Genomic DNA, 21,943 nt, shown 5'->3' on the forward strand with positions numbered 1-21,943 from the left:
CTTCAGCACACTCAGGCCGCCGCCGGCCGCTTGGCCACGCCCATGATGCGCGCCAGAATCCCCAGCATCACCTCGTCAGCGCCGCCGCCGATCGAGCCCAGGCGGCCGTCGCGGTACATCCGCGAGACCTTGTTTTCCCAGGTAAAGCCCATGCCGCCCCAGAACTGCAGGCAGGTGTCCGGCACGATGCGGTTCAGCCGCCCGGCCTTGAGCTTGGCCATGCTGGCCAGTTCCAGCACGTCCTGGCCCTGCACATACAGCTCTCCCGCCCGGTAGGTGAGTGCGCGCAGGCTTTCCACCTCGGTCTTGAGTTCGGCCAGCTTGAACTGGACCCACTGCTGGTCCGCCAGGGTGGCGCCGAACAGCTTGCGCTCCTGGGCCCACTCGATGGTCCACTGGATGCAGTTGGTGAGCGATTGCAGGCAGCTGGCCGCCGCCCACAGGCGCTCTTCCTGGAACTGCTGCATCTGGTAGATGAAGCCCTGCCCTTCGGCGCCGATGCGGTAACGCTGCGGCACCCGGACCTCGTCGAAATAGATCAGGCCGGTGTCGCTGCTGTTCATGCCGATCTTGCGGATCTTCTGGGCCACCTCGATGCCCTTGGTCAACTTGCCGTTCGGGCCGTCACGCATCGGCACCATGACCAGGCTCTTGTTCTTGTGAATGGGCCCGTCGCCCGTGTTCACCAGCATGCACATCCAGTCGGCCTGCAGGCTGTTGGTGATCCACATCTTCTGGCCGGTGATCACATAGTCGTCACCGTCCTTGCGGGCCACACTCTTGATGCCTGCCACGTCGCTGCCCGCCGCGGGCTCGCTCACGCCGATGCAGCCCACCATGTCGCCAGCAATGGCCGGCACCAGAAACTCCCGGCGCAACTCGTCGCTGCCAAAGCGCGCCAGCGCCGGGGTGCACATGTCGGTCTGCACCCCGATGGCCATCGGCACGCCGCCACATTCGATGTGGCCCAGCGCCTCGGCCATCGCCATGGCGTAGGAATAGTCGAGGCCTGCGCCGCCGAAGGCCTCCGGCTTGGTGAGGCCCAGCAAACCCAGGTTGCCAAGCTTTTTGAACACCTCATGGGCGGGAAAGATTTCGGCGGCCTCCCATTCATCGACGTGGGGGTTGATCTCGGCGTCGATGAAGCGCTTGAGGGTCTTCTGGATCTCGAGGTGTTCGTGGGTGAATTGCATGGATGTCTCCGGTCGGTGAAGGTTGCGCGCAAGCGGCGCTTCAGTCCTCGTGAATGAAAAGGGTCAAGGCGGCGGCGGTCAGGTCGTTGAGCGACGCGCTCTTGCGCGGGTCATACCATTGCACCGCCCAGTTGAGGGCGCCAAAGATCAGCAGCCGCGCCAGCTTGACCTCGGTGCGCAAGCGGCCGCTGGCGTGCAGCGCCTCAAGCACCGGCGTCCAGGCCGACTCGTAGTCGCTCTGCAGTTGCAGCAGGCTGGCGCGCTGACGAGCGTTCAGAGCGCGCGACTCGTACAGCATCACTGGAATGAAGTCACTGCCCGGCCCCAGCAGCACGTCGAACTGGTTCCGGATCAGGGCAGCCAGGATCGCGCGTGGATGCGAACTTGTCTGTTTTGCAATGTCCAGGGCCCGCCTCTGCCGGTCGATCGCCGAGCGCATGCCCTCATCCATGACCGCGTACAGCAGTTCACCCTTGCTGCGGAAGTGATAAAAAGGCGAGCCGCTGCGCATGCCCACCGCCGTGGCGATGTCGCGGGTGCTGGTGGCATGAAAGCCCTTGCGATGAAACAGCCGGGCCGCGGCGCGGATCAGCTCCTGGCGGCGGTTGCCGTCGTCGCGCTCATCGACTGTCTTGGGTGGACGACCGCGCGGACGCTTGGTCTGGGCGGCTCGATCGGGAGGTGGGACAAGCGCGTCGTCAGGCGCCGGGTACAGTTGCATGGGGTGGAACCATAGCAGTCCCGCCTATTTTTGGCAAGCAAGTGCTTGGTAAAAATGAAGCGGCGCCGCCAACAAGTGCCGACGCCCCGCAGACCGCCGATCAGAACCGGCTGAAGTCGGGTTTGCGCTTTTCCATGAATGCACCAAAGGCTTCGCGGGCGGCCGGCTCACGCAGCATGCGCCCGAAACTGGCGCCCTCTTCGGTCATCCGCGCCACCACCTGGGGCGCCTGGCCTTGCTTCATGAGGCGCTTGGTCTCGATCAGCGAAGACAGCGGCTTGAGGGCCAGCTTGCGCGCGGCGCCCTGCGCGACGGCATTCACTTCGGTCGGTGGCACGATGCGGTTGACCAGGCCGACCTCGAGCGCCGCCTCGGCGAAGAAGGGCTCGCCCAGCAGCAAGGCCTCGGCGGCCCGGTGGTAGCCGAACATCTGCGGCACCAGCAGACTCGATGCGGCCTCCGGGCACAGGCCCAGGTTGACGAAGGGCATCGAGAAGGCCGCGTTGTCGCCGGCATAGACCAGGTCGCAATGGAACAGCATGGTGGTGCCCACGCCCACAGCCGGCCCACAGACGGCGGCGATCAGCGGCTTGGAAAAGCCGGCGATACCGTGCAGAAAACGGTACACCGGCGATTCGGCCGTGGCCGGAGGCTGGTTCAGGAAATCGCCGATGTCGTTGCCGGCGCTGAAGACCGTCTCATGCCCCTGAAGCACCACCGCCCGGATCGCCGGGTCGGCCTCCGCCTGCACCAGCGCGTCGGCCATCGCGCCATACATCGCCGCCGTGATGGAATTCTTCTTGTCCACGCGATTCAGCGTGATGGTCATCACACCAGATTCGCAGTGGGTGAGGATGTCGCTCGGGTTCTGGCTCATTGCAGGGCTTCCTTGAGAAATTCGATCCGGTCCTGGCCCCAGAACATCTGGTCGCCAGCAAAAAATGTGGGGGCGCCGAAGACACCGCGTGCCACCGCCTCATCGGTGGCCGCCTTCAATGCCGCCTTGACGTCGGGCTCCTGCGACAACGCCAGCAGGGCCTGTGCATCAAATCCAGCCTGGTGCAGCGCACGGCCCACGACCGCCGGATCGTTCATGTCGAGCGCGTCCACCCAGATGGCCCGGAACATCGCCGCGCAATAGTCCGGGAAACGGCCCGGATCACGCAGCTGCATGCCGACCGCGCCGCGCATCAGCAACAGCGTGTTGATCGGGAAATGCGGGTTGTACCGCAAGGACACGCCGTAGCGCCGCGCGAAACGATCGAAGTCGACGAAGGTATAGCGGCCTTTGGGCGGGATGGTGGCGGGCGAATGGTTGCCGGTGGCCTGAAACACGCCGCCCAGCAGCATCGGCCGCCACACGGCGCGCGCCCCCGTGGCAGACTCGATGCCGGCGATCTGCGTCGACGCCAGGTAGGCGGCAGGGCTGCCAAAGTCGAACCAGAACTCGAACGTTTTCATGGGTGTCTCCTGGGAAATTCTCGACGGCGTGGCGCGGGTGCGCTCAGAACTTTTCCATGTAGGGACGCAGATCCAGCTCATGGGTCCAGGCGTCGCGGGGCTGCTGGTGCAGCATCCAGTAGGCGTCGGCAATGTGGTCAGGGTTGAGGATGCCGTCCTGGTCCTTCAGCGCATAGCGCTCAGGAAAATTGTCCCGGATGAAGGCCGTGTCGATGGCGCCATCGATGATGCTGTGTGCCACGTGGATGCCGCGCGGCCCGAGCTCGCGGGCCATGCTTTGTGCCAGCGCGCGCAGCGCATGTTTGGCACCGGCAAAGGCCGCAAATCCCGAGGCCCCACGCACCGACGCCGTCGCGCCCGTGAAGATGATGGTCTGGCGCCGCTGCGAATCCGCGCGGGTCACCATGCGCCGGGCGACTTCCCGGCCATTGAGAAACCCCCCGAAGCAGGCCATTTCCCAGATCTTGAAATACTTGCGCGCCGTCTCGTCCAGCACGCTGCAGGGCACGTTGGCGCCGATGTTGAACACCAGAACCTCGATCGGGCCGATCGTGGATTCAATGTGTTCGACGAGCGCCACGACTTCGTCTTCCTTGCGCGCATCGCTGCCAAACGGGACCGCATGTCCCCCATCAGCCTCGATCTGCGCCACCAGGGGCGCGAGCTTCTCCGCTTCGCGGCGCGTCACACAGGCGGTATAGCCCTCACGGGCGAAGCGCCGGGCGATGGCGCCGCCGGTTGCGTCTCCTGCCCCGACGATCAATACGACTGGGGGCATGTTCACTCCTTGAAATAGACGATCTGGTGCGTGGTAGCCAGCAGGTCCCCGGCCTCGTTCCACAGTTCGGCGCTCTGGTCGAAGAAGCCGTTGAAGAAGGATTGGGCGCGCGCCTGGCCCAGCAGGTAGCCCTCGCCGGTGGCGGCCAGCTCGGCGGCGCCGGCATGGAAGTACACCGTCATCGACACAGTTCCCACCGGCGTCATCAGCGCACGGCGGCGCCAGACGCGCGGATAGAACACATCGGCCAGCGCCGTCAGGCTGCAGAAATCCAGCGGCCGCGGCGGTTCGTCGCGCATCCACAGCCGGCTCACACTGTCGGCCTCGGCGCCGTTCCAGTCGGCAGGGATATCCCCGGAGCAAGGCCTCATGTCATACCGCTGGAACCAGGCCACCCGGGCCGGCCGGCTCGAAGCAGCAATGCTGCCTGGCGCAGGCACCGACGGCATGACTGCGTCGGCCGCGCTCCAGGTGGTGCGACGCGCCGCCGTCACCGCCGTGGCCGTCAGCACCACCGACTCCACGCCGGCCGGATCGGTTTGCGAGAGGCTGACCACCCAGTGCTGGGTGGAGCGGTTGGTCCGCACCGGCCGGGTTTCGATGCGGAATTCCCCGTCCGACAGCGCAGCCGCAAAATTCACGGTGAACGAGATGGGCTCGCCCAGACGCTCGGGATGCTGCATCACCGCCTGCAGGGCTTGCGCCGCCGTGATGCCGCCGAACGGCCCCACCATGTTGGCATAGGCCGGGTGGGTGCGGCCCTGCCAGTGGCGGGTGGACTCGCGGCCATGCTCGTGCACCGTGGCGGCCATGGGAACGAGGGCGATTGCCTCGTCAAAGGGATGGGCGGCAGATACCGCGGTCTTGCTCACAGTTGGACTCCTTCAGACGGCACGGTCCGCGCCGGGTGGTGCGTCAGACGCGCTCGAAGATGCCGGCGGCGCCCTGCCCCATGCCCACACACATCGTGACCATGCCGTAGCGTTTATTGTGCCGCTGCAAGGCGTGCACCACAGTCGCGGAGCGGATAGCGCCGGTGGCCCCGAGCGGGTGCCCCAGTGCAATCGCGCCGCCCATGGGGTTGACCTTGGCGGGGTCCAGACCCAGGGTGTTCATCACGGCGAGCGACTGGGCGGCGAACGCTTCGTTGAGTTCGAACCAGTCGATGTCGTCCTGCTTCAGTCCGGCATAGCCCAGAGCTGCGGGAATCGCCGCGATCGGGCCGATGCCCATGATGTGCGGCGGCACGCCGCGCGATGCATAACTGACAAACCGCGCCAGCGGCTTCAGGCCGAAGCGTTTGACGGCGGCCTCGCTGGCCAGGATCAGCGCGCCAGCGCCGTCCGACGTCTGGGAACTGTTGCCGGCCGTCACCGAGCCGCGCGCGGCAAACACGGCGCGCAGCTTGGCCAGGCCTTCGAGGGTGGTGTCGGGGCGAGCGCCCTCGTCCAGATTGACGGTGCGGGTGGCCGTGCTGACCTCGGCGCTCTCCAGGTTGACCGAGCGCTCGGTCACCTCGATCGGCGTGATCTCGGCGGTGAACTCCCCGGCCTTCATCCCGGCCACGGCGCGGCGGTGTGACTCCACTGCAAATGCGTCCTGCGCGTCTCTGGAGACTTTCCATTGCTGCGCCACCTTTTCAGCGGTCAGGCCCATGCCGTAGGCGATGCCGTAGTTCTCCACATCGTCGGTGTTGGCGAAGATGGCCGGCGACAGGCTGGGCGAATTGCCCATCATGGGCACCATGCTCATGCTCTCCACGCCGGCCGCGATCATCACCTCGGCCTCGCCCACGCGGATGCGGTCCGCCGCCATCTGCACCGCCGACAGGCCGGAGGCGCAGAAACGGTTCACCGTGATCCCGCCCACCGTGTTCGGCAGACCGGCCAGGATGGCGCCGATACGCGCCACATTCAGGCCCTGCTGCGCCTCGGGGATCGCGCAGCCGCAGATCACGTCTTCAATGGCTTTCGGGTCGAGCCCTGGCGCCTGGGCCAGCGCCGAGCGCAAGACGGCAGCGAGCAGGTCGTCGGGGCGGGTGTTGCGGAAATAGCCCTTGTGCGAGCGCCCGATCGGCGTGCGCGTGGCGGCAACGATGTAGGCTTCCTGGATCTGTTTGCTCATGGTTTCTTCCTCTTGCGCCAATGGATCAGCGCGTGCGCGGGCCGGACGGAATCCAGGCCCAGATAAATTCACATTCCACCGGGTTCACACCGGCCTCGTCGGTCACGACCACCGACACATTCAGCTCGCCCTTGTCGCTGGCCTGCAGGGTCGCGCGCTGCTCGGGCGTCAGCACCGCCACCGCCCGCAACGCGCCGGTCGCGCGTTTGCGAAAGGCCATCTTCAGTTCCTTCGCCAGCGGCACGCAGTCGTCGCGCACGTTCATGCCCACGACCATGCCGGTGGCGGTCTCCGCCAGCAGGTTCATGGCCGAGGCGTGCACACCCTGCAGGTGGTTCTGCACCGGGCGCTCGTTGGCGATCGCCACCTCGACCCGTTGCGGCGACATCTCGACGAAGTCCAGCCCGGCCGTCCCGGTGAACGGAACGGCGCGGCGCAACACCAGGTTGCGGACCCAGGGCCGCAGAAAACCCGGCACCTCGGACAGCCGTTCGAGCTGGCGTTGCATGCGATTGGGCTGAGCGTCCATCACCGGATCAGTTACGAACCGGCTTGCCGGTGGACAACATGCCCATGATGCGCTCCTGGGTCTTGGGGTGCTCCAGCAGCGCGCAGAACGCGCGGCGCTCCAGCGTCATCAGGTACTCCTCGCTCACCGGCGTGCCCGCATCGACGTCACCGCCGGTGACCACGTTCGCAATCAGGCTGGCGATGTGGAAATCGTGCTGGCTGATGAAGCCGCCGTCGCGCATGTTGACCAGCGAACCCAGGATGGTCGCCTTGCCACTGCGTCCGGCCACCGGGAACAGGCGTTTGTGCGGGGCGCGGTAGCCGCCCTGGTACATCGCCTTGGCCTCGTTGATCGCCACGAACAGCAGTTCGTCCTTGTGCGGCACGATGACGTCGCTGTCCAGCAGGTAGCCGAGCTTGCGCGACTCCAGCGCGCTGGTGCCGACCTTGGCCATCGCGGCGGCTGTGAAGCCTTCGGTCAGGAAGGGCAGCAGGTCCTTGCCAGTGCTCGTGGCCGCGTTCTCGGCGGCGCGCCGCGCGATGTAGGTCAGACCGCCGGCGCCCGGCACCAGGCCCACGCCCACTTCGACCAGGCCGACGTAACTTTCCATGTGCACCACGCGGCGCGCGGAGTGCACCGCCATCTCGCAGCCGCCACCCAGGGCCAGCCCGCGCACGGCCGACACCACTGGCACACTGGCGTAGCGAAGCAGGCGCATGACGCGCTGCAGCTCGGCCACGGCCTCGTCGATGGCAGCGGCACCACCCATCATGAAGCCAGGCAACATGGCCTGCAGGTCGGCGCCGGCGCTGAAAGGCTCGTCGCCCGACCAGATCACCACGCCCTGGTAGCTCTTCTCGGCCAGCTCGACCGCCCGCTCCAAGCCCGCCGTCACCTCCATGCTGATCGCGTGCATCTTGGTCTTGATGCTGGCGATGACCACTGCGTCGTCCATCGTCCACAGGCGGATCGCGTCGTCCTCGAACAGCGTCGTGCCGGCGGTGCGGAAATCGGGCAGGGTCTCGCCGCGCAGCGCCTCGGGGAAGGGCTGGCGCGCGTAGACGGGCAGTGCGCGGCGCGCGACGAATTCGCCTTTGGACGCGCTCCACGAGCCTTGGGCCGTGTGCACGCCACCCGCCTCGGCCACCGGACCCTTGAACACCCACTCGGGCAGCGGCGTGTTGCACAGCGCCTTGCCCGCGTCGATGTCTTCCTGCACCATCTTCGCCACGTCCAACCAGCCGGCCTCCTGCCACAGCTCAAACGGGCCCTGCTGCATGCCGAAGCCCCAGCGCATGGCCTGGTCCACATCACGCGCGTTGTCGGCAATGGTGCCCAGGTGCACCGCTGCGTAGTGGAAGCCGTTGCGCAGAATCGCCCACAGAAACTGGCCCTGCGGGCCTTCGCTGTTGCGCAACAGGCGCAGGCGCTCTGCGGCCGGCTTCTTGAGCATGCGGCCATAGACCTCGTCGGCCTTGGCGCCGCCCGGCACGTACTCCCCGCTGTCGAGCTCGAAGCGCAGCACATCGCGGCCGACCTTCTTGTAGAAGCCGGCCTTGGTCTTCTGGCCCAGGTTGCCCAACTCCAGCAGCTTCTTCAGCACGGCGGGCGTGCCGAAGCTGGCGTAGAACGGATCGGTCTCCAGCGTCAGGTTGTCCTGCAAGGTCTTGATCACATGCGTCAGCGTATCCAGGCCCACCACGTCGGCGGTCCGGAAGGTGCCCGAGCTGGCGCGACCCAGCTTCTTGCCGGTCAGGTCGTCGACCACATCCCAGGTCAGGCCAAAATTCTCGACCTCCTTCATCGTCGCCAGCATACCGGCGATGCCGACGCGGTTGGCCACGAAGTTGGGGGTGTCGTGGGCGCGCACCACGCCCTTGCCCAGGCCGCTGGTCACAAAGGTTTCCAGATCGTCCAGGATCTGCGGGTCGGTGGTGGGCGTGTTGATCAGCTCCACCAGCGTCATGTAGCGCGGCGGATTGAAAAAGTGGATGCCGCAAAAGCGCGGCTTGAGCGCCTCGGGCAGCGCCTCGCTCAGCGTCGTGATCGACAGGCCCGAGGTGTTCGACGCCACGATGGCGTGCGGCGCGACGAAGGGCGCGATCTTCTGATACAGGTCGCGCTTCCAGTCCATGCGCTCGGCAATGGCCTCGATGATGAGGTCACAGTCGCGCAACTGCTCTATGTGCTCCTCATAGTTGGCCTGGCCGATCAGCACCGCGTCGTCGGCCACGCCCAACGGCGACGGCTTGAGCTTCTTCAGTCCCTCGACGGCACGCATGACGATGCCGTTCTTCGGCCCCTCCTTGGCAGGCAGATCGAACAACACGACCTGCACCTTGACGTTGACCAGGTGTGCAGCAATCTGCGCACCCATCACGCCCGCGCCGAGCACGGCGACTTTGCGAACTTGGAATCTCGACATTCACTTTTCTCCGTTTCCCCCGCCCGGCGGACGGGGGTCCTACACACTTACTCCACGCGCAGCCAGACCTGGGTGCGGTAGAACGGCCCGATGTAGCCGCGCATCTCCAGTTTCTTGCCGCCGTCCACCGGCTTGAGCCGCGCCTTGTAGACCTTGCCGTTGTTCGGGTCGAGGATGTCGCCCCCGTCCCAGATGCCCTTGTCGTCGGCGCTGGCCTTGATGTTGCGGATGATGGTCATGCCCAGCACCGGCTTGCCCTTGCGGTCGTCGGTGCACTTGTCGCAGACCTCGTCGACCTTGGTCGCCGGATCGAGGAACTTCTCGATCGTGCCGGTGAACACGCCGTTGGTCTCCTTGATGCGGACCAGGGATTTCTCCTTCTTGGTCTCGTCATCGATCGTCTTCCACACGCCCACCGGCGACACCTGCGCCAGGGCGGACGCGGAAAACGCTACAAACAAAATAGCTGCCAATGACCGTTTCATGCTGGAATCTCCTCGTTTTTTCAAAATGACGGATGGACGCGCTCAAGCGAGCGCCAGCTCAGTATCCATCAAGACCTTGGCGCCGGCGCGCGCGGTGCGCATCAGCGTGGCGGTCTCGGGGAACAGCTTGGCAAAGTAGAAACGCGCCGTCTGCAGCTTGGCGGCGTAGAACGGGTCGGTGTTGCCGGCCGCGATTTCCCGCAACGCCACCTGCGCCATGCGGGCAAAGAAGTAGCCGAACACCAGATGGCCCGCCACGCGCAGGTAGTCCACCGCGGCAGCGCCCACCTCGTCCGGGTTCTGGAAGCCCTTGAAGCCGATCTCGGTGGTGAACTTCGTGATCTGCTCGCCCAGCACCGCGATCGGGGTGACGAACTCCGCCATCTTTTCGTTCACGCCTTCTTCTTCCACCAGCCTGCCGACCAGCTTGCCGAACTTTTTCAGCGTGGCCCCGTTGTTGGACAGAATCTTGCGGCCCAGCAGATCCAGGCTCTGAACCGTGTTGGTGCCTTCGTAGATCATGTTGATGCGGGCGTCGCGCACGAACTGCTCCATGCCCCACTCCTTGATGAAGCCGTGGCCGCCATAGACCTGCTGGCACATCATGGTGGCCTGCCAACCGTTGTCGGTCAGGAAGGCCTTCACGATCGGCGTGAGCAGCGACAGCATCTCCTCGCTGTCCTTGCGCACCTTCTCGTCGGGATGGAAATGCGATTTTTCCAGCAGCACCGAGCAGAAGATCGCCAGCGCGCGTCCACCCTCGGCATAGGCCTTGGCCGTCAGCAGCATCTTGCGCACGTCCGGGTGCACGATGATCGGGTCGGCCGGCTTGTCCTTGGCCTTGGGACCGGACAGGCTGCGCATCTGGATGCGCTCTTTCGCGTAGGCCAACGCGTTCTGGTAAGCCACCTCGGTCAGGCCCAGCGACTGGTTGCCCACGCCCAGGCGTGCCGCGTTCATCATCACGAACATGCCCTGCATGCCCTTGTTGGGCTGGCCCACCATGGTGCCCACGGCGCCGTCCAGCACGATCTGCGCGGTGGCGTTGGCCTTGATGCCCATCTTGTGCTCCAGGCCCCCGCAGTACACGGTGTTGCGCGCGCCCAGGCTGCCGTCCTTGTTGACCAGGAACTTGGGCACGATGAACAGGCTCACGCCCTTGATGCCGGGGGGCGCATCGGGCAGTCGGGCCAGCACCAGGTGAATGATGTTGTCGGCCATGTCGTGTTCGCCGGCGCTGATGAAGATCTTCTCGCCGGTGATGCGGTAGGTGCCGTCGGCCTGCGGCTCGGCCTTGCTGCGCATCAGGCCCAGGTCGGTGCCGCAGTGCGGCTCGGTCAGGCACATGGTGCCGGTCCACTCGCCGCTCACCATCTTGGCCAGATAGGTCTGCTTCTGCTCGTCGGTGCCGTGCGTGTGCAACGCCGCATAGGCGCCGTGCGTCAGCCCCGGGTACATGGTCCAGGCCTGGTTGGCCGAGTTCATCATTTCGTAGAAGCACTGGTTGACCACCAGCGGCAGGCCCTGGCCGCCGAACTCGGGGTCGGAGCTCAGCGCCGGCCAGCCGCCCGCCACGTACTGTGCGTAGGCCTCCTTGAAGCCCTTGGGCGTGGTCACCGCATGCGTCACCGGGTCGAGCGTGCAGCCTTCGGAGTCGCCGCTGATGTTGAGCGGAAAGATCACGTCGGTGGCGAACTTGCCGGCTTCTTCGAGCACCGCGTTGATCGTGTCCACATCGATGTCGGCATGATGGGGCATGGCCTTGAAGTCGTCGGTGACCTTGAACACTTCGTGCATCACGAACTGCATGTCGCGCAGGGGAGGGGTGTAGCTGGGCATGTGAAAGCTCCTTGAAGAAACAGGTGATCAGAGGGGCGCGCCGTAGCGCGAAAGAATGTTGTCGAACCCGGTCGTGGCACGGCCCATCGAGCCGGGGTACTTGAGAAAACGTGCCTCGTAGTGCAGCGCCAGGATCAGCGCATGGATCTCGAACGCGACCTGGTTCTCGTCGGCATCGGCGCGCAGGTGCCCGGCTTCGCGGGCCTGCACCACCGCGCGGGTCATGGCCGCGAGCCAGATGTGCACCGACTCGGCCAGCGCGTCGCGCACCGGCCCGGGCCGGTCGTCGAACTCCACCGCGCCGCTGATGTAGATGCAGCCCGAATCGATTTCGGTCGAGGTGCGCTTCATCCAGTTGCCGAACATCGCGCGCAGGCGCGGCAGTCCGCGCGGTGCCGACAGGGCCGGATAGAACACCTCCTGCTCGAAGCGCGTGTGGTACTCGCGGATCACCGAGATCTGCAACTCCTCGCGCGAGCCGAAATGCGCAAACACGCCCGACTTGCTCATGCCCGTGACCTCGGCCAGCGCGCCGATGCTCAAGCCCTCCAGCCCGATCTGCGCCGCCAGCGCGAGCGCCGCGTCGACGATCGTGGCCTTGGTCTGCTGCCCTTTCTGCAAGGCGCGGCCCTCCCGGCCGTTGGGCGCGGCGGCTCGGCTGACGGTGTCGGTGGTGGCCATCGGCTCCTGGAAATAAAACGAACGATCGTGCTATTTTGCAGGAAATCCGGAGACCCGCCAAGCGTCCGGTGGGTTCTAGAGGGTGATATCTAGTGCACCTCAGGGAAAACACCGACTCCTATCTGACTGCCCGCAAGACCGCCTGGATGTCTGTCTGCAAACTACAATGGTTTCCGCCATGCGCGCCGCCATTCACTACATACCCGAGGCGTATTCCACCAACGGCCCCAGGTTGATGGGTCGTAACGCCGCCGGCGAATCTTTCCTGCGCGGCTACCTCAAACACAGCCGTGCCGATGCGTTCTGGGTTCAATCCGATCAAGCCGAGCACGCCCGACAGTTTTCCGAAACCGTCAAGGCCGCCGGCCGCAAAGAGCCGGTCAAAATGGTGAGCCGTAACAATCTGGCGGACCTGGCGCAAGCCGGCATGGTGTATTTCCCAGCGCCCCACATTGGTGATCTGGCCTGGAATCGCGCCCTTTTTGGCGACCGCGCCTGGAGCCTGTGCGGCATCACGCACACCCTGTCGTCGGCCGGCGCGATGGATGGCATCGTTTCCCTGCTTACCTCACCGGTTCAACCGTGGGATGCTGTGATCTGCACGTCAAGTGCCGTCCGGCAGTCGATTCAACGCATTCTTGATGCCCAGGCGGAATACCTGCGGGCGCGCCTGGGCGTCCAGCGACTGGTGCTTCCCCAACTGCCGGTGATCCCGCTGGGCCTTCATGCCGATGATTTCGTCCATACGGAGGTCCAGCGTGCACAAGCCCGTCTGGCCCTCGGCGCAGACGAGCGAACGATCGTGGTGCTTTACGCCGGGCGATTGTCGTTTCATGCCAAAGCACACCCGCTGGCGATGTACCAAGCCCTGGAAGCATCGGCGCTGAGGCTCCCCCCAGGCGAATCCGTGCTTCTGGTCGAATGCGGATGGCATGCCAACGAAGCGATCGCAAATTCATACGCGGCTGCGGCTGCGATGGTCTGCCCGCACGTGAGGGTGCTGACCCTGGATGGACGCCAGGCAGAGGCACGCCAGCGCGCTTGGGCAGGCGCGGACGTCTTCTGTTCGCTGTCCGACAACCTGCAGGAAACCTTCGGCCTGACCCCGATCGAGGCGATGGCCGCGGGCCTGCCGGTGGTGGTGTCCGACTGGGACGGCTACAGAGACACCGTGCGCGACGGCATTGACGGTTTTCGGATCCCGACCCTGATGCCCGCAGCCGGCCAGGGTATTGACTTGGCACGGCGCCATGCCCTGGAAATCGACAGCTATGACCGGCACTGTGGCTATACCTGCTCAATGGTAGCCGTTGATATGCGGGCTGGCGCGCGAGCCTTTGAACGCCTGTTTGCCTCGACCGAACTCCGCAGACGGATGGGCGAATCAGGCCGCCGACGGGCCCGTGAAGTCTTCGATTGGGTTGCCATCATCCCGAAGTACGAGGCTTTGTGGGATGAACTGGGAACGATTCGAAGCTCTTTGGCATCCATCCAGAAGCCGCTGACCCAACCCTGGCCGGCCCGCATGGACCCGTTTCACACATTTTCCAGCTACGCCACCGTCACGCTCACGGCGGAAACGATGCTGGCTCTCGAAGCCTCCGACTGGCAGGCCATCGAGCATCGAATATCCACTTACCGAACCCTCGCGATGGTCAGCTTCGCCGAGCCGGTCCTCCCGTCCCCGTCAGAGGTGCAAACCTTGCTGAGTGCCGCTTCGCGCGGCCCGCAACGTGTGTCCGAACTGGCAGGCTCCCTCTCCATTGACAGGCGCCCCACCGCCTTGAACAGCCTGGCCTGGCTGGTCAAATTAGGTGCAATGAAGGTTCTTCCGCCAGGCACGCCCGCGACGCTGTCATGAAACCGACAATCACCTCCGCTTTGGAATCGACTCGCTGGCGACCGCGGCCTACGGATGTCAGAAACCGGAGCGGATCTGGGAAGCATGGGTATTCAGTTCCAACTGATTCGCACAACCGAGCAGAACTCCACGTTGAAGGATGTTGACATGAGCACCCGCCACCTGTTCGTCATCGATTCGGGGATCGCCAACCCTCTGGAGGTAATTCGGGAACTGCCAATTGACAGCGAGTGGGTGATGCTGGATGCGCAACACGACGGTATTCTGCAACTACTGGATATTCTGGCCAACCACGCTCAACTGGACTCCCTCCATATTCTGTCGCACGGAGCACAAAGCTCGTTTCGGTTGGGAAACACTGCACTGAGCGGCCAGAACATCGAGCGCTACGCCGACGCGCTGATGCGCATTGGGTCCTGTCTGAACGACGGCGGGGACATCCTGCTGTATGGATGCGACGTGGGTCTGGGTAAGGAAGGCGCGTCGTTTGTGCAACGGTTGGCCGAACTGACCGGCGCCGATGTCGCCGCATCAAGCAATGCCACAGGTTCGCCAGATCTGGGCGGCGACTGGATACTGGAGATTCATGCGGGCGCCGTGGAAGCGACTGCCCTGAATGGCGCTTCTTCAGCCGCGTTCTTGACCGCCAACACCGCGCCCACACTTTCTATCGACACGGCGCCGCCAACCACATACGAAATCGAATACAACGACATAAATGGATTCGCCACACCCTTCACATCCGCGGCGATTGGCGGTCTTTTCGGATCGAACGACGTCGACTGGTTCAGCGTCCGGCTTGAAGAACTCGGGTTGCAGGCATTTTCCTTCGACACGTCCACCATGAACTTCGGGTTGTGGACGGTATCCTGGTATGACTCGAGGATGCAGGTCATCTCGACAAGGAGTTCGGGACCATCGAATGGCACTGCATCGGCGACGTACGAGTTTCCGGTGTCCAGCGCTGGAACGTATTACGTACAGGTGCGCGCCACCGATCCCGGCTTGTACAACGGCGGCTTGTACACCTTCTCACTTTCGTCTCTCGATCCACGAACCTACAAGGATACCGGCGTGGACGATGCGTTCGCTCCCAAGTTGGGCAGATTGATCGGCAGGGATATCGATCCCGGGACGACTTTGATCTACGGAGTCGAGACCGGCACAGACCACGGTTCAACGGTGCAGGCAAAAGGCGCTTTTGGCTCGCTCTCCGTCAGCAAGACAAACGGACTGTTCACGTACACCCCCGACGACGGCGCCATCGAAGGCCTGAAGAACGATGCCATTGAAGCATTCACGATGACGGTGTCGGATGGCACGGCGTTCGCTTCCGCGACCTACGCCTTGAAAATCATCGGCGCCGATGACCCGACAATCTTTGGCGGTACGACAACCGGCGCGGTCAGCGGAAATGGTCCGACAACGGCGGGTGGAACGCTGACGGCAACAGATCGCGACATCGGGGACGCAGCCATCAATGGCCAAGAAAACTCGGTCGGTACATACGGGAGATTTTCCATTGGCTCCAGCGGAAACTGGTCGTACGAACTGTCGGTCTCCGCGCCGAACGTCCAGGCCCTTGCGCTGGGCCAGACCTCAACCGACACGTTCAGTGTTTCGACGGCCGGAGGGATGACCCAGCATATTGTCGTCACCGTACACGGTACCAATGCCTTCATCGCCGGTAGCGACGGTGACGATCTGCTCATCGGCACCTCTCTCGACGACCAGATGCTGGGTTTTGCTGGAAATGACACCCTCAGTGGCGAGAACGGCAACGACCGACTCGATGGTGGCACGGGGATCGATACAGCACGGTTCGGTGGCCTCCGCGAGCATTTCCAGTTGACGACCGTCTCAGGTCATTGGAGCGTTCAGGACTTGCACGGCGTTGAAGGCATTGATCAACTGACAGACATTGAACGGCTGAAGTTCTCCGACAGAAGGATCGCACTGGACCTCGGGCCCGAAGAACACGCCGGTCAAGCCGTGGCGATTGCAGGTGTCTTGGCGCCATCACTGATACAAGTCCCCTCCGCCATAGGAGCAATCCTTGCCTTGATCGATCAGGGATCAGGCGTGCCGGAAGTCTTTCAATTGGCGCTAGACGTCGGTCTGGTCAGCGAAATCGCGGGCGCAGACACCGACACGGCCTTGGCACAGATGGCCTTTCGCAACGTGACCGGAGGCGATGCCGATGCTGAAATCACGGACTGGCTGGTAAGCTTCATGGACGGACGAAACTCAAATCTCAGTCAGGCACAGTTTCTAGCGACGATTTCCGGATTGGAGATCAATCGGTCTCATGTTGATCTGGTCGGTCTGCAACAAACCGGGTTGGAATACCTTTGACAGGCCGCCGTTCCAAATAGGCGACAACCGCGCGGCCTACCGACTCCAAGGTGTTTCACAGCACTCTGGCCAGACAGGCATCCAAATGCTCTGAAGGAAGCCGTTTGAATCCTGAGCGCGCAAAACGCTGCAGTCGACCCACCGCGAAAGCAGTCAACAGGGACGCCTGAACCTGCGCATCCACAGTGGGGGTTTGCGAGACATCGGGCGTCTCTACCTGATACAGCACCCTGCGCAAAGTGGCCTCGATCTTGTCGAAGAACAGGTTCATGCGCTGCAACAGGCGCTCGTTCTCGTACACCAGCGCGTCGCCCACCATCACCCGCACCATGCCGGGGTTCTTCTCGCCGAACTGGAGCAGCATGGCCATGATCCGGGCCACCTGTTGCGCACCGTCGCCCGTGCCGGCCGCCGTGATCTGGTTGATCAGCGTAAACACCGACTGCTCGATGAACTCGATCAGCCCCTCGAACATCTGCGCCTTGCTCGCGAAGTGCCGGTACAGCGCCGCCTCGCTCACCTGCAGGCGCGCCGCCAACGCAGCGGTGGTGATGCGCTCGCCATCGGGCTGCTCCAGCATCGCCGCCAAGGCCTGCAGGATCTGGATCCGCCGCTCGCCCGGCTTGGGGCGTTTGCGACCGGCCGCCTCGGTGACCGGTTCGGAGTTTTCGGCGACGGAATGGGCATCGAAGTCGGACATGGCGGGTCGGGCGCGGCGGTTCAACTCATTCTCGCACAGCGCCTGTCAGGGTAATTGCGGAGGCTACCGCCGGCCATCAAACGGATGTGAATGAACGCGCCGGGTTCGCAACGACCGTCGCCCGCGCCCTCAGTGGCTGCGGATCATCGTGCCGTAGGCCTGGTCGGTCAGGATCTCCAGCAGCATCGCATGCGGCACGCGCCCGTCGATGATGTGCACCGCGTGCACCCCGCTGCGCGCCGCGTCGAGCGCGCCGGCGATCTTGGGAATCATGCCGCCACTGATGGTGCCGTCGGCCACCAGCTCGTCGATGCGCCGCATCGTCAGTTCCGGCAGCAGCTGGCCCTGCTGGTCGAGCACGCCCGGAATGTTGGTCAGCATCAGCAGCTTCTCGGCCTGCAGCACCGTGGCCAGCTTGGCGGCCACCACGTCGGCGTTGATGTTGTAGCTCTCGTTGGCCGCGCCGAAACCGATCGGGCTCACCACCGGAATGAACTGGTCGTCCTGCAAGGCCCGCACCACCGACGGGTCGATCGACTCGATGTCGCCCACCTGGCCCACGTCGTGCTCCTTGGTCGGGTCTTTCTGGTCGACCATGCGCAACTTCCTGGCGCGGATCAGGCCGCCGTCACGCCCGGTCAGGCCCACGGCCTTGCCGCCGGCCTGGTTGATCAGGCCCACGATGTCCTGCTGCACCTCGCCGCCCAGCACCCACTCCACCACCTCCATGGTCTCGGCATCGGTGACACGCATGCCCTGGATGAAGGTGCCCTTCTTGCCCAGGCGGTTCAGCGCGTTCTCGATCTGCGGCCCGCCGCCGTGCACCACCACCGGGTTCATGCCCACCAGCTTGAGCAGCACCACGTCCTGCGCGAACGCGGCCTGCAGCGCGGGGTCGGTCATGGCGTTGCCGCCGTACTTGATGACCAGCGTCTTGCCGTGGAAGCGGCGGATGTAGGGCAGCGCCTGGGCCAGGATTTCGGCCTTGTCGCGGGGGGTGACAGTAACAACTGCATTGCTCATTGGAATGCCTCGGTTGGTGATTCAGGCGGCTCGGACGATTGTGCCGCAACTGGCGATGCCGCCCCGACCCGGCACTGCGCCAATGACTCGACCCAACGCATCTGCCGAGGCAAGCAGGCCGTCACCAAGTCATACTCGGCAATCGCCTTGGCACGGGCGTTGGCACCCAGCCGCACGCGCTCGCTCGGCCTTTCCAACAAGTCGCACACCTGTTCGACGAGTGCCGCCTGATCGAAAAACGGCACCAGGCGGCCCGTCACATCCTGCTCGACAACTTCCTGCACAGGCGGTGTCGCGCTTGCCACGATCGCGCAGCCCGCGCTCATCGCTTCGATCAGGCTCCAGCCCAGGACAAAAGGATAAGTCAGGTAGATGTGAACACTGGAAAGTTGCAAGATTCCCACGAAATGGGCATGCGGCACGTTACCCAGGAAGTGCACGCGACCCCATTCGTCGCCGCTCATCTGAACACGTGCCTCTTCGGCGAACTTGTTCTTCCAGGTCGATCCATCCTTAGGCGCAGGGCCGTAACTTGAACCGTCGCCTCCGACAATCAGCACATGCGCATTCCGCCGGCGACGCAGCAAGGCGGGCAACGCACGCATCAGCACGTGGTAACCGCGACCCGGCTCGAGATTACGGTTGACAAATGTAATGACTTCGTCCTGTCTGGACAGCACCAGCCCCCCCAAACCTGGAAATTTCACGCGAATGCCGGGCCTGGGCGCCACAACCCGGGTATCGATACCATCGTGAACAACCTGTATCCGATCACGAAACGGCTCGGGGTACCCATCAGCCTGCCAACGCGTTGGCGACAGGGCACCGTCAGCCGCATCGAATTGCAGCATCAGGTGGGCGTTCTTGACCAGAATCCTGCAGCTCATCGCTGGATCAGGCACCGAGAACTCCGGGTCGAATCCCACATCGGCCCCATGCGCGCGATAGAAGAACTCGCAATACAGCCCAAGCCGCACAGAGGGCCAGACATCTTTGACAAAAAGGCTTTCACCCCAGCCGGGATGGGCAACGATCACATCCGGGCTGTAGCCTGCGGCTTTCAGTTCCAGAGCGGCGCGGAAAACAGCCTCCGCCCGAATCACCTTGCTTTCAAAATCCCCGACCCATGGATGAATGCCTGGCGTGTTGCCGCGTGGCAGTGTGTACTTCACGGTGTGCACGCCCTGCCACACATCCGGCGCTCCCTGCCGCATGGTCAACGCCGTCACCCGGTGGCCCTTCGCGGCAAGCGCCGGGGCCAAATGGGTGAACTGCGCCGGAAAATTCTGATGGATGAACAACAACTCCAAGCCACACCTCCTGACAACCCAAGACCCGACGATTCCGCCAATGGTAGCGTGACAGGTGCACGCTTTCATGACCAACCATCCCGAACAGCTGCCACAAGCGCACATGAAAAAGTCATATAGGACTTCTGATAGAATTCCTTTCCTATATGAACAAAATGCTGAGAATCCCTCTGCACGCTTCGCCAGAGCAAAGCGCCCGTTTGCAGGCCTTGCAGGCGACGTTTGCCGAGGCCTGCAACGCCCTTTCCCCTTTGGTGCAGAAGTCCCGGGTCTGGAACCGCGTCGCCTTGCATCACCTGGCCTACAAGGAATTGCGCCAGAAGTACCCGGACATGGGCTCCCAGATGATTTGCAACGTGATCTATTCAGTATCGCGCACCAGCCGGCTGGTATTTCAGCATCCCGCGAGCCCATTCAACGTCGCGCGACTCGGTGAGCGCGCGCTTCCACTGCTACGGTTCACCGCCAATTCCCCGGTCTACTTCGACCGTCACACCCTGAGCATCAGGGAAGGGCAATTGTCGCTCTACTCGCTGGGCGGTCGAATGCACTTCAACATCTGCGTGCACCCCCGCGACCGGGACCGGTTTGAAAACCAGAAGTTGCGCGAAATCGTGTTGTCGCGGCGCCGGGACGGCCTGTACCAGCTGGCTTTCTGGTTCTCGGATGACAACGAAGAATCGGCAACAGCCGTGCCCGATTCAGCACGCCCGGCGGGCCTCCCGCTGCCGAAATATGTCCAGATCGAGGAAGCCGCATGAAACCCCCATCGACCCACGCATCGGAATTGCGCGAGGCCCTTGAGAGGCTTCGCCCCCTGTTCGTGCGCGCCGCCCTCTTCAGCCTGATCACTTCGCTGCTGATCCTGATGCCCAGTGTTTACATGCTTGAGGTATACGACCGCGTCGTCAACAGCCAGAGTCACACCACACTGGCCATGCTCACCGCATTGGTCATTGGCGCCTTCATCGTCATGGAAATTCTGGACTGGGCACGCACCACCGTCATGCACCAGGCCGGACAGATGCTGGACGAATCACTGCGCGAGCGCATCTTCAACCTGAGTTTTCAGGCAGGCCTGCGAAAAATTCCCGGTGGCACACCGCAGACCATGAATGATCTTCGGACGCTACGGGAGTTTCTCTCATCCCCGCCACTGCTGGCGATGATGGAGGTCCCGGTGGCGCTGTTGTTCATCGTCTTGGTGTTCGCGATGAACGCGTGGCTCGGCTGGGCCGCGGTTGTTGGCGCCCTGGTGCAGGCAGCCATTGCCTGGCTCAATGAGAAAAAGACCCGCCCACCACTGACCACCGCCAACATGGCCGCCGTCTCGGCCCAACAATATGCGGATGGCGCGCTTCGAAACGCCCAGGTGATCGAGTCCATGGGCATGCTCAAGAACATCCATGGCCACTGGATGCAACGTCAGCGCGCCGTCATGTCACTCCAGGCCCGGGCATCCGATCTTGCAGGGGGATTCAGCGCTGCCTCGAAATTCTGGCAGCTCGTCGTGAGCTCCGCGCTCCTTGGACTCGGTTGCCTTGTGCTGCTGCATGGCGAATTGTCCGGTGGCTCGGGCATGATGATCGTTGCGTCGATCCTCGGCGGACGCGTGCTGGCACCGTTGGTGCAGATCGTGGGCCAATGGCAACTGGTGGTGAATGCCCAGACCGCCTGGAAGCGGCTGGATGAGCTGCTGAACAAGATTCCGGCCACTGCTCCGGGCATGCCCTTGCCCCCGCCGAAGGGCCTGCTGAGCGTGGAAAACCTGGTTGCGGGCCCGCCCAACAGCAACATTCAAATCCTGCGGGGGGTCTCCTTCCGGATCAACCCCGGCGAAGTGCTGGCCGTGGTAGGCCCTTCGGCTTGCGGAAAAACAACCTTGGCGCGTCTGCTGACTGGCCTCTGGCCGGCTTTTGTCGGGAAGGTGCGGCTCGACGGTGTGGACATTTTCAACTGGAACAAGGCCGAGCTTGGGCCCCATATCGGCTACCTGCCGCAAGGCGTCCAGCTTTTCGAGGGCACGATCGCCGAGAACATCGCCCGATTTGGCGACATCGACATGCGGCTCGTCGAGCGCGCCGCGCGCGCGGTTGGGCTGCACGAATTGATCACCGAACTCCCCGATGGCTACCACAGTGCCGTCGGACGTGAGGGTGCCATTTTGTCAGGTGGGCAGCGCCAGCGCATCGGACTGGCTCGAGCCATCTACGGAGACCCGGTGTACGTGGTGCTGGACGAGCCGAATGCCAGCCTCGACGACCAAGGTGATGCCGCCCTTGCCGACACGATCCGCCAGATGAAAGCCAATGGCACGACCTTCGTGGTCATGACCCACCGGACCAGCATCCTCGCGGTCGCGGACAAGATGCTGGTACTGCGAGACGGACAAATGCAGGCGTTTGGCCCGCGCGACGAAGTATTGGCCGGCCTTTCGCAGGCGCAGCAGCGAGCGCCCGCCACGACCTGAAGCCAA

The 21,943-nt window shown here is 63.8% G+C and carries 19 protein-coding genes; 4 read left to right on the top strand and 15 right to left on the bottom strand.

The window, feature by feature from the left end:
• Positions 1–11 precede the first annotated feature (11 nt).
• The 12 genes from ACMUOY_RS05220 to ACMUOY_RS05275 form a co-directional block, all read right to left on the bottom strand.
• Positions 12–1,193: an acyl-CoA dehydrogenase family protein gene (locus ACMUOY_RS05220; RefSeq protein WP_413891639.1), complete on the bottom strand. Its 1,182-nt coding sequence runs from the start codon at positions 1,191–1,193 to the stop codon at positions 12–14.
• Positions 1,194–1,233: 40 nt separating this feature from the next.
• Positions 1,234–1,914: a TetR/AcrR family transcriptional regulator gene (locus ACMUOY_RS05225; RefSeq protein ID WP_413891640.1), complete on the bottom strand. Its 681-nt coding sequence runs from the start codon at positions 1,912–1,914 to the stop codon at positions 1,234–1,236.
• Positions 1,915–2,014: 100 nt separating this feature from the next.
• Positions 2,015–2,791, bottom strand: a complete 777-nt coding sequence (locus tag ACMUOY_RS05230; RefSeq protein ID WP_413891641.1) for an enoyl-CoA hydratase — start codon at positions 2,789–2,791, stop codon at positions 2,015–2,017.
• The gene (locus ACMUOY_RS05235; RefSeq protein ID WP_413891642.1) at positions 2,788–3,375 is read right to left on the bottom strand and encodes a 2-hydroxychromene-2-carboxylate isomerase; all 588 of its coding nucleotides are present in this window, start codon (positions 3,373–3,375) and stop codon (positions 2,788–2,790) included. The genes ACMUOY_RS05230 and ACMUOY_RS05235 overlap by 4 nt, the downstream gene beginning before the upstream one ends.
• A gap of 43 nt (positions 3,376–3,418) precedes the next feature.
• A complete protein-coding gene (locus ACMUOY_RS05240) occupies positions 3,419–4,153 on the bottom strand; it encodes an SDR family oxidoreductase (RefSeq protein WP_413891643.1) in 735 nt (244 codons plus the stop codon).
• A 2-nt stretch (positions 4,154–4,155) separates the two neighbouring features.
• Positions 4,156–4,965, bottom strand: a complete 810-nt coding sequence (locus ACMUOY_RS05245; protein ID WP_413891684.1) for an acyl-CoA thioesterase — start codon at positions 4,963–4,965, stop codon at positions 4,156–4,158.
• 103 nt (positions 4,966–5,068) lie between these two features.
• Complete coding sequence (locus ACMUOY_RS05250) at positions 5,069–6,277, bottom strand: acetyl-CoA C-acyltransferase (RefSeq protein ID WP_413891644.1); 1,209 nt, start codon at positions 6,275–6,277, stop codon at positions 5,069–5,071.
• A gap of 25 nt (positions 6,278–6,302) precedes the next feature.
• Positions 6,303–6,806 carry a DUF4442 domain-containing protein gene (locus tag ACMUOY_RS05255; protein WP_413891645.1) on the bottom strand — a complete coding sequence of 168 codons (504 nt, stop codon included), beginning with the start codon at positions 6,804–6,806 and terminating at the stop codon, positions 6,303–6,305.
• A 7-nt stretch (positions 6,807–6,813) separates the two neighbouring features.
• Entirely contained in the window at positions 6,814–9,213 is a 2,400-nt protein-coding gene (locus tag ACMUOY_RS05260) for a 3-hydroxyacyl-CoA dehydrogenase NAD-binding domain-containing protein (RefSeq protein WP_413891646.1), read from the bottom strand.
• 47 nt (positions 9,214–9,260) lie between these two features.
• Entirely contained in the window at positions 9,261–9,698 is a 438-nt protein-coding gene (locus ACMUOY_RS05265; RefSeq protein WP_413891647.1) for a DUF2147 domain-containing protein, read from the bottom strand.
• Between the two features lie 42 nt (positions 9,699–9,740).
• On the bottom strand, positions 9,741–11,537 hold the full coding sequence (locus ACMUOY_RS05270; RefSeq protein ID WP_413891648.1) for an acyl-CoA dehydrogenase C-terminal domain-containing protein: 1,797 nt from the start codon (positions 11,535–11,537) through the stop codon (positions 9,741–9,743).
• Positions 11,538–11,564: 27 nt separating this feature from the next.
• Positions 11,565–12,218 (bottom strand): TetR/AcrR family transcriptional regulator, encoded by a 654-nt coding sequence (locus ACMUOY_RS05275; RefSeq protein ID WP_413891649.1) that lies wholly within the window; start codon positions 12,216–12,218, stop codon positions 11,565–11,567.
• 178 nt (positions 12,219–12,396) lie between these two features.
• Here ACMUOY_RS05275 and ACMUOY_RS05280 point away from each other — a divergent pair, with 178 nt between their 5' ends.
• Entirely contained in the window at positions 12,397–14,079 is a 1,683-nt protein-coding gene (locus ACMUOY_RS05280) for a glycosyltransferase family 4 protein (RefSeq protein ID WP_413891650.1), read from the top strand.
• Positions 14,080–14,226: 147 nt separating this feature from the next.
• Positions 14,227–16,434 (top strand): DUF4347 domain-containing protein, encoded by a 2,208-nt coding sequence (locus ACMUOY_RS05285; protein ID WP_413891651.1) that lies wholly within the window; start codon positions 14,227–14,229, stop codon positions 16,432–16,434.
• Between the two features lie 55 nt (positions 16,435–16,489).
• On the opposite strand, the gene slmA is transcribed toward ACMUOY_RS05285, so the two are convergent.
• The 3 genes from slmA to ACMUOY_RS05300 all read right to left on the bottom strand — a co-directional run bounded on the left by slmA (position 16,490) and on the right by ACMUOY_RS05300 (position 19,467).
• On the bottom strand, positions 16,490–17,134 hold the full coding sequence (gene slmA / locus ACMUOY_RS05290; protein WP_413891652.1) for a nucleoid occlusion protein SlmA: 645 nt from the start codon (positions 17,132–17,134) through the stop codon (positions 16,490–16,492).
• 129 nt (positions 17,135–17,263) lie between these two features.
• The gene (argB, locus tag ACMUOY_RS05295) at positions 17,264–18,157 is read right to left on the bottom strand and encodes an acetylglutamate kinase (protein ID WP_413891653.1); all 894 of its coding nucleotides are present in this window, start codon (positions 18,155–18,157) and stop codon (positions 17,264–17,266) included.
• Complete coding sequence (locus ACMUOY_RS05300; protein ID WP_413891654.1) at positions 18,154–19,467, bottom strand: glycosyltransferase family 4 protein; 1,314 nt, start codon at positions 19,465–19,467, stop codon at positions 18,154–18,156. Before ACMUOY_RS05300 ends, argB begins: the two co-directional genes overlap by 4 nt.
• A gap of 155 nt (positions 19,468–19,622) precedes the next feature.
• Here ACMUOY_RS05300 and ACMUOY_RS05305 point away from each other — a divergent pair, with 155 nt between their 5' ends.
• Both ACMUOY_RS05305 and ACMUOY_RS05310 read left to right on the top strand, forming a co-directional pair.
• Entirely contained in the window at positions 19,623–20,228 is a 606-nt protein-coding gene (locus tag ACMUOY_RS05305) for a hypothetical protein (RefSeq protein ID WP_413891655.1), read from the top strand.
• Positions 20,225–21,937 (top strand): type I secretion system permease/ATPase, encoded by a 1,713-nt coding sequence (locus tag ACMUOY_RS05310; RefSeq protein ID WP_413891656.1) that lies wholly within the window; start codon positions 20,225–20,227, stop codon positions 21,935–21,937. Before ACMUOY_RS05305 ends, ACMUOY_RS05310 begins: the two co-directional genes overlap by 4 nt.
• Positions 21,938–21,943 lie beyond the last annotated feature (6 nt).

The sequence above is a fragment of the Candidatus Skiveiella danica genome, assembly GCF_022705245.1.
Taxonomy (GTDB): Bacteria; Pseudomonadota; Gammaproteobacteria; order Burkholderiales; family Burkholderiaceae_C; genus Skiveiella; species Skiveiella danica.